This window comes from Streptomyces sp. NPDC031670 (assembly GCF_055580545.1).
Map to the genome: position 1 here is coordinate 318,844 of NZ_JBVILC010000001.1, position 15,488 is coordinate 334,331.

Below are 15,488 nucleotides of genomic sequence, written 5' to 3' on the forward strand. Positions count from 1 at the left end.
GCCGGGAGCGGTGGCGGCGGTGGAGCCGCCGCACACCGTCCCGGCGCGTCCGCCGCTCGGGGCCGGACGGACGCGCGACGGGCGTCAGGTCAGGACCACGACCTTGTGCATGCCCTCGGCGACGTGCGGAACACCGGTCTTGTCGTCCGGCACGAAGCAGAGCAGCGCGTAGGTGCCCGGCCGCAGGTGGTGGGGCTCCAGCAGCGCGGTGCGTCCCGGCGAGATGGCGCCGAGGCCGAGGGAGGGCCCGGTGAAGGGCGGCCGGCTCCCGGCCTGGCCGGTGAAGAACTTCTGGAGCTGGGCGTCGGTCGTGCCCGGCTTGACGGGCTGGAGGCCCATCTCGTGGATCTCGTCCGAGGCGTTGTGGACGAGGACGTTCTCCCCGGCCTTGTGCAGGCCGTGGACGTCGAAGCGGGGTCCGTTCGAGGTCTCGCGGGTGATCACGATGCTGTCGGGGAAGTCCGCCAGGTCGCGGGACGATCCGTCGCGCAGGTGCAGGACGCGGGTGACGGGGTGGGCCGGGTCGGCCAGGAAGGCGGTGAAGTCGAGGAGGACGACGGGGCCCGCGCCGACCGGGGTGGTGAAGGTCTCCGGGACGGAGGGGCTGACCTGGGCGCCACCGAACAGCTCGGCCTCGTCACGCACCGCGGAGATGCCCCGCGCGGCGGCTGCGGGCTTCTTGCTGACGGCCTTGCCCAGGTCGGCGAGGACCTTGCCCACGGTGACACCGCGGTGCGGCCGGAAGGCCTGGAGGAAGTGGCCCTTGGGGTCGTCGGTCCGTACGTGGAAGGCCACCAGGCCGGCCTGCGCGGTGTCCGGGGCGTGGATGCCCGAGACCCCGATCTCCACCTCCACCGGGTTGCCGTGGTGGCCGTGCTCCTCGCCGCGGGCGGTGGCGTCGGCGGCGGCGCCACCGAGTGCGGTGGCGAGGGCCAGGGCGGCGGCAGCCGCCGCCCTGGCCCCGTTGCGCAGCAGTGCGGTACGCATGAGTCTCCTGTCGTCGTGTGACCCCCCGTCACAGGGCAGCACCTCCGGACCTGAGTGACCGTCAGCCACGCAGACGAAGGGGCCGATCGGGGTATCCCACCCGGCCGGCCTCAGCGCGGGGTGTCCACCGCCCGGTCCACGAGGGCCGCCGCGGCGCCCGTGTACCGCGCCGGGTCGCACAGCTCGGCCAGCTCCGCGGGGGTGAAGTGGCCGCGCAGTTCCTCGGACTCGGCGAGGACGTCCGCGAGCGGGCGGCCGGAGCTCTGGGCCGTGTGCGAGGCCCGGGTCAGTGCCTGCTTGGCCTCGGCCCTGCCCAGCCGGGGCGCCAGGACGGCGGCGATCCGCTCGGAGACGATCTGGCCGCCGGTCAGCGCCAGGTTCCGCGTCATGCGCTCCGGCCGCACCTCCAGTCCCTCGGCCAGTTCGACCAGGGTGTGGGTGGCGCCGCCGGTCAGCCGCAGACACTCGCGCAGCAGCTGCCACTCGGCGTGCCAGGCCCCGGCGGAGCGCTCGTCCTCGGAGAGCACGCACTGCGTGACGCCCGCGGCCAGCACGGGCACCTGGAGCGCCGCGCTGCGCAACAGCGTCGCCAGGACCGGGTTGCGTTTGTGCGGCATGGCCGACGAGCTTCCGCGTCCGGTGACCGCGGGCTCGGCGACCTCGCCGACCTCGGTGCGCGTCAGCGACTGCACATCCACCCCGATCTTGCCGAGGGCGGCGGCGGTGAAGGCGAGGGCGGCGGCGAGGTCCGCGACGGGGGTGCGCAGGGTGTGCCAGGGCAGGCCGGGCGCGGTGAGCCCGGTCTCCCGCGCGAAGGCCTCGGTGAGCCGGGCCGCGTACTCCCCCGGGTCCAGCGGGCCCGTACCGTCCAGGCGCGCGTACTCCAGGTATCCGGCGAGTGTTCCCGCCGCCCCGCCCAGGGAGACGGGCAGCGCGTCCAGGACGCGTTCCAGTCGCAGGTCGGCGTCGAGCAGCAGTTGCCGCCAGCCCGCGGCCTTCAGCCCGAACGTGGTGGGGACGGCGTGCAGGGCGAGGGTGCGGCCCGCCATGGTGGTGGCGCGGTGGCGCCGGGCCAGACCGGCCAGGGCGTCGGCGGACCTGGCGAGGTCGGCGCGCATCAGCCGCAGCGCCCGCCCGGCCACCAGCATCGCGCCGGTGTCGAAGATGTCCTGGCTGGTGGAGCCGCGGTGGACGTAGTGCGCTGCGGCCGGGTCCACGGCGGCGACGCGCCTGCTCAGCGCCTGCACCACACCCACGACCGGGTTGGCACTCTCGCGCGCGGCCAGCGCCAGTTCCCGCAGGTCGAAGTGGTCGGCGCGGGCCTGAGCGCCGATGACCTCGGCGGCCTCCTTCGGCAGGGTGCCCAGCCGGGCCTGCGCCCGGGCCAGCGCCGCCTCGGCGTCCAGCATCGCCTGGAGCCACGCCGGGTCGCCGACGGCCTCCTCGACCGGGGTGCCGGCGCGGACCGGCGAGAGCAGGCCGGAGTCGGGCGGGCTGTCGGGGCGGCTGGTCATACGAGGGCTCCTTGCAGACGGTCGGCGGCGGTGACGGACGCGGTGGGGCGGGGTGCGAGGGCGAGTACCGCGCGGGCGATGGCGTCGGAGTCGGCCAGGGTCACGGAGTCCACCCCGGGCCGGATCCCGGCCGCGGTCACCCAGTGCACGGCCTCGGTGGGCACCCCGTAGGCGAACCGGCGCGGGTGCGCCCGGCCCCGCGCGTCACGGACGCGGTAGGGGCGCTCGGCCACCGCGAGGCCGCCGGTCTCGTACCAGTCGCCCCCGGCGTTGGGCACCCGGTGGTTCACGGCCTGCCCGGTGGCGACCAGGTGCTGCAGGAGCGGGTCGGCGGCGCGCCGCACATCCGCCTCGGGCAGCCGGGCCTCGATCAGCACCTGGGCCCGCAGGGGCGGCCCGGGGACGGACCGGGACTGGGCGACGAACGCGGGGCGGACGGTGTCGATACGTATCTCGGTCCCCGGGCCGGTCAGTTCGAGGACGCCCGCCTCGATGAGGGCGATCATCTCCTCGATGCGCGAGGTGGGGGGCCCGATGGAGAGGAAGGCGTTGAGCGGTGTGTACCAGCCGTCGAGTTCGTCGCGGTGCGAGTCACCGTGCAGACCGCTGTGGTCGACCGCGAGTCTCACCTCGTTGCGCAGGTCGCGCAGGACGTCGAGGGCGGACTTGAGGGGACCGCTGAGGTTTCCCCGCCGGGCCTCGCGCACATCGTCGCGCAGATGGCGCAGCAGCCAGTCGCGGAACGCGTCCCGGTCGACGAACTCCTGGTCCCCGTACGGCCGCGAGAGCCGCTCCCAGCTCCAGCGCTCCGCTCGCGGTATGCCGGCCGCGTCGAGCAGTGCGCCGCGGCCCTCGGCGCTCTCGCACGCCAGGAACCGGTCGACCAGGGCCGGGCGCTCGGCGTCACGGCCGTGGGCGGTCAGCCAGGTGCCGTAGTAGACGCTCTCCACCTCACGGGTGATCAGCGGCCACAACTCCTCGCGCAGTCCGATGCGTTGACCGTCGGCGGCGCGTTTGCGCAGGGCCTCGACGTGCTCGGGGGTGAGCAGACGCGGGAGATACCGCTCGGAGGCACCCTTCTCGTTCTCACCGCGGGCGTGGTAGGGCACACCCCGGCGCGACATGGCGTACATCACCGGCTCCTGCCCCGAGGGCCGGTACACCAGTCGCCCCCCGACCCGTTCGAAGGAGCCGCCGCGTCCCTGGGTGAGCAGGGTCATGTGGTCGAAGAAGTTGAGGCCGAGGCCGCGCAGCAGGACCGGCTCGCCCGCCGCGACCACGCTCAGGTCGAGGTCGGCGGGGTTGGCGGGCTGGAGGTAGCGCAGACCGTGGACCCGGGCGAGGCTGGCGGTCCGCTCCTCGCGGGCGGTGGGCCGTACGGGAACGTGGCCCTGGGCGAGGACCACGGCGTCGAGGCCGCTGAGCCAGGTTCCGTCGGAGAGACCGACGGCCTGCTCGCAGTCGGCCTCGCCGTGGCTGTCCGCGAGGGCGACGGCGCGCGAGCGGTGGACCTCGACGGTGACGTGCGCGGGGGCGCGCCGGACCACCTGCTGGAACATCGCGGCGAGGTAGCTGCCGTAGAAGGCGCGGCTGGGGTAGGTGTTCGGCCCCAGGTCGCGGGCCTCGGCGAGGGTCTGCTCGTCGTGGCCGGCGCGGTCGCCGGACGCGGTGATCTCGCGCGCCCACTCCTCCAGGGTGGGGCCGGGCTCGATGGGCCCCTCGATGCGAGAGCCGTCGTCGGTGTGGACGGTGATCTGGGAGGCCACCGTGTTCATCAGCAGCAGCCGGGACTGGTCGGTGCGCCATACGGCTCCGGCACCGGGCTCGCAGGGCTCCACCACGTGGATGGTGACCGCGGAGTGCGTCGGCTGTGCGCGCTCGTTGGCGCACAGCCGCTCCAGCACCGACAGACCGCGCGGTCCGGCGCCGACCAAGCACACCGTCCTGGGAACCTCACTCCTCATGCCCACACACTCCTGTCGTCCTGCCCGGTGCCTTCGGGGGTGGCGGGGAGCGGTTCGCGGGGAACCGGGCGGTTCGCCGCTGCTTGTCGCTCCTCACAGCGGGACGATAGCCACGGTGAGGTCGCGGAATCCAAGGACGCCGGTCAACTGCGGCATGCCGCAAGGGTGTTGACGGCGCGGCTTCCGATCCCGACCAACACGGGAAAGCGCAGGTCAGCGCGGCCGGGCCGGGCGCACCCGGATGGCGGCGGCATATCGCGCGGGCGGCCGTGGGCCCGCACGATGGACAAGCGGAAGCAAGCGGTCCGTACAGCAGAGCCGTCCGTGTGGAGGTGCGGGAGCGATGTGGCGACCTGATGGCTGGGACGTGCGGGTGCGCGTGGGCCTGCTCACGCCCCACGCCGATGTGGGGCCGGAGTCGGAGTTCCGCGCGATGGCCCCGCCCGACGTGGGCGTGCACGCCGCCCGGGTGCCGTTCGGCGCGATGCGTTCCGGCGGCGCCATGGACGCCACGATCCCGCTCGCCCCGGTAAGGGCCTTCGCCGCGCCGCCGCACGTGGACGAGGCCGCCGCGCGGCTGGCCGCCGCGCCCCTGGCCGCCATCGGTTACGCCTTCACCAGCTCCGCGTACGTCATCGGCGCGGACGGCGAGGCGACGATGCTCACCCGGCTGGCGGCCCGCGCCGACGGCCTGCCGGTGGTCGCCACCTGCGCCTCGACGGTGGAGGCCCTGCGTCTGCTGGGCGCCACCCGGATCTGCCTGGTCGATCCGCCGTGGTTCGACCAGGAGCTGAACGACCTGGGCCGCGCCTACTACGAGGCGGCCGGCTTCGACGTACGGTTCTCCGCGCCCTGCGCCCTGCCCAGCGGACAGTCCCTCATCCGGCCGCGCGAGCTGCACGACTGGGTGGCCGCCCACGCCCCCGAGGAGACGGAAGCCGTCGTCGTGGGAGGCAACGGCTTCCGTGCGGTGGGGATGGTGGAACGCCTCGAATCCACCCTGGGACGACCGGTACTGACGGCCAATCAGGTACTGCTGTGGGCGGTGCTGCGCGCGGCCGACAGCCACACCGAGGCGATCACCGGGTACGGACGGCTGTTCGCCCTGGACACCCCGGCGCTGTAGCGCCCCCTCGCCGCCACGGGGTCACTCGGCAACCCGCAGGACGATCTTGCCCCGGGTGCGGCCCGAGGCCTGCTGCCGGTGGGCCTGCGCGACCTCCGCCAGCGGCAGCACCGACGCCACCTCGACGGTGACCGCGCCGGCGTCGATCAGCCCGGCCAGGGTGGTCAGGGCGGTGCCGTCCGGCTCCACCAGGAACGGCCTGGCGCGCACACCGGCCGCGACGGCCTTCCCGGCGAGCTCGGCGGAGACCCCGGAGGGGACGGCGACCAGCAGACCGCCCGGACGCAGCACCTCCAGGGAGCGCGTGCTGGTGCTGTCGATCTCGTCCCCGACGAGGTCGACGACCACGTCGACGCCGGAGACGGCCTTCTCGAAGGGGGTGGCGGTGTAGTCGACGACCTCGTCGGCGCCGAGCTCCCGCAGCCAGGGGTGCTTGCCGGCGCTGGCGGTGGCGATCACATGGGCGCCGAGGTGCTTGGCGATCTGGACGGCGAAGTGACCCACGCCACCGGCCGCGGCGTGGACGAGCACGCGCTGACCGGGGCGTACGTCGGCGGTGTCCACCAGGACCTGCCAGGCCGTGAGCGCGGCGAGCGGGACGGCCGCGGCCTCGTCGTGGTTCAGGGAGGCGGGCTTGCGGGCGAACTGGCGGGCGGGGGCGGTGACGTACTCGCCGTAGCCACCGGCGGCGCGGGGGAACCACGGCATGCCGTACACCTCGTCGCCCACCTCCAGGGTGTGCACACCGAAGCCGACCTCCTCGACCACCCCGGCGACGTCCCAGCCGAGGACGAACGGCGGCTCCCCGAGGACGCCCGCCATACCGTGACCCTCGCGCGTCTTCACATCGACCGGGTTGACCCCGGCGGAGACGACCCGCACCAGGACCTCGGTCGGCAGGGGCGCGGGCCGGGGCGCCTCGGTGACCTCCAGGACCTCGGGGCCGCCGAAGGCGGACTGGGTGACGGTGCGCATCGTGGGGGTGGGGTGGGACATGGCTGACTCCTCGAATACGGGCGACTGCGCCCGCGCGGTGAACGATGCGGTCACGCTATGGGAGGGGTAGCAGTAACCTGCAAGGGCACCTACTATCTTTTGGATAGCATTGACTCGATCGCGCCCCGCGCGGAGGAACCGCCCCATGAGCACCAACTGCGACACCGGCAGCCACGACAAGCACGATGTCTACGCGGCCCTGTGCCCCTGCCGGAACGTGCTGGAGCTGCTCGCCAACAAGTGGAGCGCGCTGGCGATCGGCGCCATGGAGGACGGTCCCGTACGGTTCGGCGCACTCCAGCGCGTCCTTCAGGGGGTCAGCCCCAAGGTACTCACCCAGACGCTGCGCCGCCTGGAGGACGCGGGACTGGTGTCGCGCACGGTCTACCCGGCCGTGCCGCCGCACGTCGAGTACGCCCTGACCGAGCTGGGCCGCAGCGCGGCCGAGCCGCTGGCGCACATGCGCGACTGGGCGGAGCGGAACGTGGATCTGCTGTACGCGGGACAGCAGTAACCCCCACCGGGCCGGAAGAACCCCCTTGGCGTGATCGTCGCGGGGCGGGACAACTGCCTTGCCGTGATCGTCGCCGGGCCGTGAGGATGGCCCCCATGTCTGCCTTCACCGCTCCTGACGGGACCCGCCTCGCCTACCACGTACGCGGCGAGGGCGAGCCGCTGCTCTGTGTGCCGGGCGGCCCGATGCGCGCCTCGGCCTACCTCGGGGACCTCGGCGGACTCTCGGCGCGGCGCCGGCTGGTCCTGCTGGATCTGCGCGGGACCGGTGATTCGGGTGTTCCCGCCGACCCGGCCACGTACCGCTGCGACCGGCAGGTGGCGGACGTCGAGGCCCTGCGCGCACATCTCGGCCTCGACCGCGTCGACCTCCTCGCGCACTCGGCGGGCGGCGATCTCGCCCTGCTGTACGCGGCCCGCCATCCGCACCGCGTCCGTACGCTCACCCTGGTCACCGCCCGCGCGCGGGCCCTCGGTATCGACTTCACCGAGGAGCACCGGCGGGAGGCGGCGGCCCTGCGCGCGGCCGAGCCGTGGTTCGGCCCCGCGCACGAGGCCTACGAGCGGCTCTGGGCCGGATCGGACACGGACGCCGACTGGGACGCCGTCGCCCCGTTCTTCCACGGCCGTTGGGACGCCGCTGCCGAAGCGCACTCCGCGGCCGAGGTGGAGCAGACCAACGCCGGGGCCGCGGAGGCGTACGCGTCGCCCGATGCCTTTGCGCCCGCCGCCGCACGCGCCGTCATGGAGACGCTCCACGCACCGGTCCTGCTGCTCACGGGGGAACTGGACAGCGGGCCGCGGCCCCGGGTCGCGGCGACGATCGCCGCGTTGTTCCGCGACGCCCGGCTCACCGTGCAGCCGGGCGCGGGCCACTACCCGTGGCTGGACGACCCGTGCGGCTTCACGCGGACGGTGACATCGTTCCTGGAGGGGAAGGACGCGTAGCGACAACCCCCCGTCGGCGGGTCACAGGTCCTGCGTCCACTCCACCGCGTAGTACTTCAGCCACTCGTCCTCCGCGACGAGGTGCATACCGGCCGCGGTCATCACCCGCTGGGAGGCGATGTTGGTGTGGGCCGTGTCGCCCTTCACCCGGGTGACGCCCTGGGCGCGGGCGAAGTGCAGCAGCGCGCGCAGGGCTTCGGTGGCATACCCCCTGCCGTGGACCGAGGGCACCAGGCCGTAGCCGATGGTGACGGTCCCGTCGAGGTCGGGTGCCCCGTGGAAGCCCAGACCGCCGATGGCGCGGCCGTCTTCGCGCCGGAGGATCTCGTACGCACCGAACGGCTGCGGGTCCCCTCGGCCCTCGTAGGTCTCCAGGTAGCGAAGGGCCCCGGCGGTGTCGGCCTCGGTGGGGTATCCGGGCGCCCAGTGGGTGTTCGCCGCGGCCGGCTCGTCCGCGATCAGGGCCAGCGCCTCCTCGACGCTCATCGGGTGGAGGACGAGCCGTGGTGTGACGAGACATTCCATACCCGGTGGGATATCACCGGGTATGGCGAGTGGCAATCGGACTGCCCCTCAACTCGTCGGCCGGCGTGCCCGGGAGGGGTGGTGTCACCGTGCCGGGCCGCCCGGCCCGGCCCGGGGCATCCACGGCGGCGCGGATACCCGGCAGCACCCTCTCGCCGAGGATCTGCCGGAGTTGCGGTTCGATCAGGTCCACGCCGCCCGTCGCTTCGGCGACCACGTCCGTGAGTGTGCCGCCGCCGGTGCGCAGATGCACGGCGGTGACATGCGGCCCGTGCCCGGTGAGGACGACTTCGGTGCAGGTGGGCCCGAACTCCACGCCCAGCGCGTCCAGCGCGGCGACGACGTGCCGGGTGACCGCCTCCGCCCGCGCGGGCTCCAGCGGCGCGGGCGTCACACGCCCCTGCGGGAAAGGAGCGACAGGGCCGAGGGAGTCGACCGGGCCTGCCGGGCCGGCCGGGGCGACGGGTTGGGAGCACGCGGGGGTGATGGCGACGACCACGTGTTCGCCCCGCTCCGAGAACGCCTCCACGCGGTACCGGACATCGGTGTGCCCCATGGCCGTATCCGCCTCGGCCTGAACACCGGCCCGCGCGAGCCGCCGCCCCATCGCGCGCCTGTCCATGAGGAGTTCGACGATCTCGGGGGTGTGCCAGTCGAGGCCCAGTACCAGGGCGACCAGCGCGGCCTGCGGCCGGCAGTCGTCGGAGAAGCAGCCGATCCGGGTCACCGGCTCGACGGCGTCGACGGCCCGGGCCATCGCGATCCACTCCTCGTCGGAGGCGTCCGGGCTCAGGACGACGATCCGGCCGTGGTCCTCGGTGTCGTCCATCGCCGCGAGGTGTCCGGGCCAGCACAGGACGGACGTGGTGACCTTCTGTCCGGCCGTCTCGACGTGCGCGCGCATGCGGGCCGGTACACCTCCCCCGGCCCCGAACACCAGCACATGCTCCGTCACGGCAACCCCTCCCCTCCGTGATCCTTTCCGCAGCCCCCTCAACTGTCAAGGTCAGCAGGGGACTTCACGCGCCGGAGGTGAGGACTGGGGGGCTTGCTACGAACCGGAGCGGGGAGGGGTCATTGGGCCACCGCCCGGAGAGCAGCCCGTACGGACTCGTTCACGGACTCGTTCACGGACTCGTTCACCCCGGTCGCGTCATCGCCCGCACCCAGCCCGTCCGTGCCCATGCGGGCGCCCGGGGGCCGCTCCCACCAGGGCCTACGGTGTGAGGCAGCCGCTCAGTGACGGCCGGGCCTGGGGCACCCCGGCCGTCCTGCGGTGTATGCAGGGGGGATGGATCTTCGGGCACTGGTCGCACGCCGCCACCCGTCCCACCGGCTGCGCCGCGCACTGCTCGCCACGCCGTTCGCGCTCATCGCGATCATCAGCGTGGCGGACGTCGAGGCTCCGCCCGACGTCCACCTCGGGCCGTTCCTGGCGGCCCCGCCCGCCCTCACGGCGTCCTTCGCGGGGCCGAGGACCACGGGCCTCGTCGGTGCCGTCGCCATCGCCGCCCAGGTGGGGGTGGCGATGCTGCGCGGCAGCGTCACCGACCTCAACCACTCCTTCCAGATCATCTCGCTCGCCCTGATCTCGGTGCTGGTGACGCTCTTCGCCCATCTGCGCGAGGTGCACGAGAGGGAGCTCGTCCAACTGCGCCTGGTGGCCGAGGCCGCGCAGCAGGTGGTGCTGCGGCCCCTGCGGGAGCGGCTCGGCCCCTTGCGGATGGCGTCGGTGTACCTGGCCGCGGAGGCCGAGGCGCAGATCGGCGGCGACCTCTACGCCGCCGCCCGTACCGCCCGTGGCACCCGGCTGCTCATCGGCGACGTACGCGGCAAGGGGCTGGAGGCCGTGGGGGACGCGGCCGTCGTCCTGGGCGCCTTCCGGGCCTCGGCCCACCAGGAGGACGAGCTGTGCGGACTGGTGGCCTATCTGGAGGGCGCCGTCGGCCCGGAGCCGGACGATGCGGGCGCCGAGGACGGCGAGGGCGGCGGCAGTGACGGCGAGGGAGGCCAGGGAGGCGAGAGCGACGGCAGTGACGGCGCCGCCGCCGACAGGGCCGACGCCGACGCCCCGGGCGAGGCGTTCATCACCGCGGCCGTTCTCGACGTACCCGACGACCGCCAGACGCTGAGCCTGGTCAACTGCGGACACCCGCCACCCCTGATCCTGCGCGGCGGCCGGGTCATCGCCCTCGACGTCACCCGCCCGGCGCCGCCGCTCGGCCTCTCGGAGCTCGCCGGATCCGAGGGGCCCGGCGAGTACGTCTTCACGGCGGAGACCTTCGCCTTCGAGACGGGCGACATCCTGCTGCTCTACACGGACGGCGTGATCGAGGCCCGCGACGGCGCGGGAGCGTTCTACCCGCTGGCCGAACGGATGGGCGCCTGGGCGGCCACCGGCCCCCACACCCCCCGCGCCCTGCTCCGCCAGCTCTGCGACGACCTGCTCGCCCATGTGCCCGGACGCCGCCTGGGGGACGACGCCGCGATGGTCGCGATCGAGCGGCTGGGATGAGGCGGACTGTTCCATCGCATTGGTACGGCCAGCCCGATCCGGCGACTGCCCGGCGTGTTCGCGGCCCAGACGGCCCTCTCCCGGCGGCCCGGTCGTCACCATGTGACAGAGCATGTGACAGAGCCCCGCGCGGGCCGCCGAATCGCGGCACGCACGGGGCTCCTTCAGGCAGGTTCCGTCACGCGGGGTCCGTCACGTCACGGCTTGACGTCGACGACCTTCATCTCCAGCGGGTAGCCGGACGAGCCGCAGTTGAGCGTCGACGCCTTCTCCGTGCCGAGCTTGCGGTAGCCCTGGTCGCCCTTGTACGGGCCGTTCACCCGTCCGGGGCCGCCACACTTGGCCTGCACGTACCAGGTGCCGTTGCCGTGCGAACACCATCCCACGGCCACGTGGTCGTTGGTGTGCGACACATACGCGCTGCACCCCGTGGGCCCGACGGCCGCGCTCGCCGAGGGAGCGGCACCCAGCATCACACCGGCCGCCAGCAGACCCACCGCCGAAGCCACGCCGCCCAGCCTCTTCATCCTGTCGTTCATGCGTTCCCACTCCCCGTAAAACGTTCGGTCTGAGTGAGTGAGGCTAGTGCGAGTGTGGTGTACGCGCGTCCTCCTGGAAGACGATGACGAACTGCGCTCCAGGCGTCTCACGCGTATACAACCGCCAGCCATTCCCGTGCAGTTGTACGCATACGCCGCATCCGAGATGGGGCCACCGCCGCTCGGTTGGGAATCCGCCACCGGTCCGGGGAAACGGAGCGCGGCGCGCCCGGCGGCCGATGGGGCCGCGGGACGCGCCGCGCGAGGGTCCGAGGTGCGGGCGGGGAACCGTCCCTGTCACGAGGGGCGGTCACCGACGGGCGTCAGTGGTGCCGGGTACCCATGTGGTGGGTACGCCCCCACATGGCGGTGTCGAGGATACGGCCGCTGTCGTTGCGCAGGGTGGCCGTGTCGCGGTGGTTGTCCCAGACGTAGTTGTGGCGGTCCTGGTAGACGTCGCGGCTGGTGTCGCGGCCCATGCCCGTGTGGACCTTGACGGCCGAGTGGCCCTCCAGGCGCAGGCCGTGGAACCGGTAGCGGGCGCCGTCGCTTGCGGTGAGGGTGAATCCGCGCAGGTTCACGGCGTGGCGTCCGGTGTTCATGACCTCCACCCACTCGCCGTTGAGGCTCCGGTTCGAACGGTCGTCACGGCCCGGGCTGTTGTACTGCACCTTGCCGATGACCACGGTGGAACGGTCGGCGTGCCGGTGGTGGCTGTCCGCCGCGGCGGGCAGGGCGGCGGCACCGATCAGGGTGCCGGCGGCGAGGGCGGCGGCGAGGATACGGCGGCTGGTGCGCGAAGCAGTCATGTGCGTGCTCTCTCAAGGACAAGCCCCGGATCAGGCTCTGTTCGGGCCGGTGACGGGGCGGGCCAGGTTCCCGGCTGGTGCCGAGGAGCCACACTCTGGCCCGCCGGAGCGATCAAGGCCCGCCGACCCGACGTTCTTTACGAATTCAGGACATTTCCGTAACTACCCCTTATGTCAATCTCGCGACCCGCGCATGCCCACTCCCGGCCGCGCGCCCCTTCGGCAACCAGGCCGCACACCGCCCGTCACAGCGACGACACCCGGCTCTCGGCTCGCGCGACGGACCGTCAACCCGTGAGCGTGGTCGTTACCCCCGGCGGGGGACGCAGCCGCTCGGCGAACCGCTCACCCACCCCGCACACACCACCGCTCCGGTACTCAGCCCACCGCCGCCGCCGTGCGTTCCAGCCGCGCCACGTGCCTGCGCAGGCCCAGCGAGAACGCCCAGGCCGCCAGGAACAGGGCGGTCGCGATGGCCAGGGTGCACCAGCGCAGATCCTTCGAGACCACGAATCCGGGGCCGAGGCCGGGGTGTACGGAGTTCAGCAGGACGTGGAAGAACAACGTCAGGGCGAGCAGATACAGGCCGTACCACGCCGGTTTGCTCCAGCTCTTGAGAGCGCGTCCGTCCATGCCGGACAGCGGCAGCATCCCGAACACCACGACCTCGATACCCCCGACGACCATCAGTCCGACCGTGTACGCGAGCGCGTGGCGCGCGCTGTCGGGCGGGGCCGTACGGCCCGCCTCGATCAGCGGTGTGCCGAGGATCCACACCAGCAGGGAGGCACTCAAGACGCAGATGCCGCCGATCAGCACCGCCTGCCCCTTCGGCATGGTGTGAGGCGTGGTGTGAGGCAGTGGGCTCGGTGCGGGAGGCGCGGTGCCGAGCACCATGTAGACCGCCACCAGGCCGTACACATACGGGACCGGGAAGGCCAGGCCGCGCGAGAGCGCCGCCATCGGGGCCGCGAGGACCAGACCGGCCGGAACCACCCTCAGCTCGGCCCGTATACCGCCGCGCCCGGGGCGCAGCAGCGAGTCCTTCGTCTTCTCGTACGTCACCAGGACCAGCAGGGTGCCCACCGCCGCTCCCAGTACCTTCGCCGCGGTGGGCGTGCTCCAGTGGGCCGTGGCATCGGCCCAGACGACGAGCGTCCCACCGAGCAGGGCGAAGCAGCCCATCCGCACCCAGCCCGGCAGCCGGGCCGTGCTCGTCCGCGCCGACCGCTCCGCACGGCGCCGGCGCCACCAGCGGCCGAGCGCGTTCTCCGCCAGCTGCGAGGGGAAGGCCTTCTCCAGCAGCAGCACGAGCAGCAGGAACCAGGCGGCCATACCCACCGACCCCGCGATGTCCTTGAGCGCCCAGGAAACTTCCGCCGGGGTGCGCAGACTTCCCACCAGCCCGGCCGGGCGCTCGTGGTGCCCGTGCCGCGGTGGTGCGGGGTGTCCACTGGGCCCGGGGGACGGTCCCGGCCCCGCCACGCCGCCGTGCGAGGTGGTGGGCTCGGGTTCGCCCGAGGCGGAGGCGGAGACGGAGGGGGTGGGGGTGGGAGGCAGTGGTGTGATCCCCGGCAGATCGGGTTTGGGCAGGACGCCGGTCCTGGCCTCCGCGTGGTGTTCCACCGGCGAGCCGCTGGGCAGGAAGAACGCCGTGAAGGGCTCGGGCGGCAGGTCGATGGTCCCGGCCCGTTCCACCGCGCGTCTGGGACAGTCGAGGTCCACCGGCTGGTGGCCCCTCATGTCCGGGGGAATGTAGGCATGGAGGTCGATGAACCTCCAGTGGCCGGGCGCGGCGTCGCCCTTGTTCGAGTCCCCGTCCAGCCAGGGGTCGAGCAGCCCGTTTCCGCCGACCAGGATCCTCCCCCAGGTGCAGGCGGCGGGGTAGTCCGTCATATGGATGGTGATCTCGTACTTCCCCGTGGGCGGCGGTGTGAGGGGTGGCGGGATCACCGTGAAGGTCCGCGAGGCGGAGAGGGCCTCGGGCGGCCCCGGCCGGGCGGACACCGATCCCGCGTCCGCCGTGCCACCGCCGTTCGCGGAGGCGGCTTCGCAGGTGACCGTCACCCTGTACGTACCGGCGCCGGCGCCCTGCGGGACGGTGAAGGAGCCGGACAGTCCGCCGTCCCTCCGGGTGGTCGCGCCGGGGTCGGGCAGGGCCGCCGCGTCCCACAGGAGGCGGGCGGGGCCGCGGCACAGGAACCCCTCACCGGAGACCTCCACCTTCGTCCCGGACGTCCCGGAGGCGGGCGACAGGGTGAGGGATGGGGTGGGGCGCGGGGGCCGGACCACCTGGGCCGCCACCACTTCGTAGGAAGTCCGCTGGGTGATGGTGGGACGCGCGTCGCAGGTCGCGATCACCTCGTACCGCCCGAGCGGTGCCTTCTCGGCCACTTTGACGGGCTGCGAGAACCTGCCGGACGCGTCGGTGCGGGCGGCGATCGGAGCCGGTAGGTCACCGGTCAGGGTGAGCGGGCCCGCCCGCGTCTCGCCGCCCGCCCCGCAGTCGAAGTCGCTGCCGGACACGACCACGGTAGTGCTGCCCTGTTCCACCTTCTTCGGATCCGCCGAGAGCAGTGGTGGGGCGGGAATGTTGATCGTGGGGGTGGTGGGCGTGGGCTTGGTCGGTTGCGGTGTGGACTTGGAGGGCCTGGGCTGGGACAGGGACGGGGCCGGGGTGAGCTTCGAGGGGCTGGGCTTCGGCGTGGTCGGATCCGGCTCCCCCGGCGGCGTCGGATGCGAAGTCGACCCGTCGGCCAGGGACTTGGAGGGGTGGATGACCACCGCAGACCGCGATGAGGCGCCCCCCGACGGCGGCGGTGCGGGGTCGGACCCCGCTGCCGTCACCCCCGTGACACCCCGCACACCACCCGCGAAACTCGGCCCCGGCGAGCCCAGGAGCGACACCGTCGCGAGCAGCACCGTCAGCATCGCCGCCGTTGATCCGCACGTCTTCCGCCTGCGTCCCACAGTGTCCCCCCTCGTAACCGCACGGCCTCCCCAGCCGTCCCCGTTCGGGTGCACTTGTTTGACGCCCCGGCCCCGCGCCTTC

13 protein-coding genes are annotated in these 15,488 nt (G+C 73.3%); 4 read left to right on the forward strand and 9 right to left on the reverse strand.

Features of this window, described 5'->3' with window-relative positions:
• Positions 1–84: 84 nt before the first annotated feature.
• The 3 genes from ACZ5ID_RS01470 to ACZ5ID_RS01480 form a co-directional block, all read right to left on the reverse strand.
• Positions 85–987: a hypothetical protein gene (locus tag ACZ5ID_RS01470; RefSeq protein WP_468892365.1), complete on the reverse strand. Its 903-nt coding sequence runs from the start codon at positions 985–987 to the stop codon at positions 85–87.
• A 110-nt stretch (positions 988–1,097) separates the two neighbouring features.
• Positions 1,098–2,501: a nitrosuccinate lyase gene (locus ACZ5ID_RS01475; protein ID WP_468892366.1), complete on the reverse strand. Its 1,404-nt coding sequence runs from the start codon at positions 2,499–2,501 to the stop codon at positions 1,098–1,100.
• Positions 2,498–4,465, reverse strand: coding sequence for an FAD/NAD(P)-binding protein (locus ACZ5ID_RS01480; protein WP_468892368.1), 1,968 nt, complete (start codon positions 4,463–4,465; stop codon positions 2,498–2,500). The genes ACZ5ID_RS01475 and ACZ5ID_RS01480 overlap by 4 nt, the downstream gene beginning before the upstream one ends.
• A 343-nt stretch (positions 4,466–4,808) precedes the next feature.
• Between ACZ5ID_RS01480 and ACZ5ID_RS01485 the strand changes: the two genes are divergently transcribed.
• Positions 4,809–5,591, forward strand: a complete 783-nt coding sequence (locus ACZ5ID_RS01485; RefSeq protein WP_468892370.1) for a maleate cis-trans isomerase family protein — start codon at positions 4,809–4,811, stop codon at positions 5,589–5,591.
• Positions 5,592–5,612: 21 nt separating this feature from the next.
• Here the strand turns inward: ACZ5ID_RS01485 and ACZ5ID_RS01490 are convergent, their stop codons facing one another.
• Positions 5,613–6,587 carry an NADP-dependent oxidoreductase gene (locus tag ACZ5ID_RS01490; RefSeq protein WP_468892372.1) on the reverse strand — a complete coding sequence of 325 codons (975 nt, stop codon included), beginning with the start codon at positions 6,585–6,587 and terminating at the stop codon, positions 5,613–5,615.
• A gap of 145 nt (positions 6,588–6,732) precedes the next feature.
• Between ACZ5ID_RS01490 and ACZ5ID_RS01495 the strand changes: the two genes are divergently transcribed.
• Positions 6,733–7,101, forward strand: a complete 369-nt coding sequence (locus tag ACZ5ID_RS01495; protein WP_406555232.1) for a winged helix-turn-helix transcriptional regulator — start codon at positions 6,733–6,735, stop codon at positions 7,099–7,101.
• A 95-nt stretch (positions 7,102–7,196) separates the two neighbouring features.
• On the forward strand, positions 7,197–8,048 hold the full coding sequence (locus ACZ5ID_RS01500; RefSeq protein WP_468892375.1) for an alpha/beta fold hydrolase: 852 nt from the start codon (positions 7,197–7,199) through the stop codon (positions 8,046–8,048).
• Between the two features lie 21 nt (positions 8,049–8,069).
• Here ACZ5ID_RS01500 and ACZ5ID_RS01505 read toward each other — a convergent pair whose 3' ends face one another.
• Together ACZ5ID_RS01505 and ACZ5ID_RS01510 are read right to left on the reverse strand one after the other, a co-directional pair.
• Positions 8,070–8,573, reverse strand: coding sequence for a GNAT family N-acetyltransferase (locus ACZ5ID_RS01505; protein ID WP_468892377.1), 504 nt, complete (start codon positions 8,571–8,573; stop codon positions 8,070–8,072).
• 13 nt (positions 8,574–8,586) lie between these two features.
• Positions 8,587–9,528, reverse strand: a complete 942-nt coding sequence (locus ACZ5ID_RS01510) for an ATP-grasp domain-containing protein (protein WP_468892379.1) — start codon at positions 9,526–9,528, stop codon at positions 8,587–8,589.
• 336 nt (positions 9,529–9,864) lie between these two features.
• On the opposite strand from ACZ5ID_RS01510, the gene ACZ5ID_RS01515 reads away from it, so the two are divergent.
• Entirely contained in the window at positions 9,865–11,088 is a 1,224-nt protein-coding gene (locus tag ACZ5ID_RS01515) for a PP2C family protein-serine/threonine phosphatase (RefSeq protein WP_468892381.1), read from the forward strand.
• A 197-nt stretch (positions 11,089–11,285) separates the two neighbouring features.
• Here ACZ5ID_RS01515 and ACZ5ID_RS01520 read toward each other — a convergent pair whose 3' ends face one another.
• The 3 genes from ACZ5ID_RS01520 to ACZ5ID_RS01530 form a co-directional block, all read right to left on the reverse strand.
• Positions 11,286–11,627, reverse strand: coding sequence for a hypothetical protein (locus ACZ5ID_RS01520; protein WP_468892383.1), 342 nt, complete (start codon positions 11,625–11,627; stop codon positions 11,286–11,288).
• Positions 11,628–11,950: 323 nt separating this feature from the next.
• A complete protein-coding gene (locus tag ACZ5ID_RS01525) occupies positions 11,951–12,436 on the reverse strand; it encodes a lamin tail domain-containing protein (RefSeq protein WP_468892385.1) in 486 nt (161 codons plus the stop codon).
• 378 nt (positions 12,437–12,814) lie between these two features.
• A complete protein-coding gene (locus tag ACZ5ID_RS01530; protein WP_468892386.1) occupies positions 12,815–15,406 on the reverse strand; it encodes an FGLLP motif-containing membrane protein in 2,592 nt (863 codons plus the stop codon).
• Positions 15,407–15,488 lie beyond the last annotated feature (82 nt).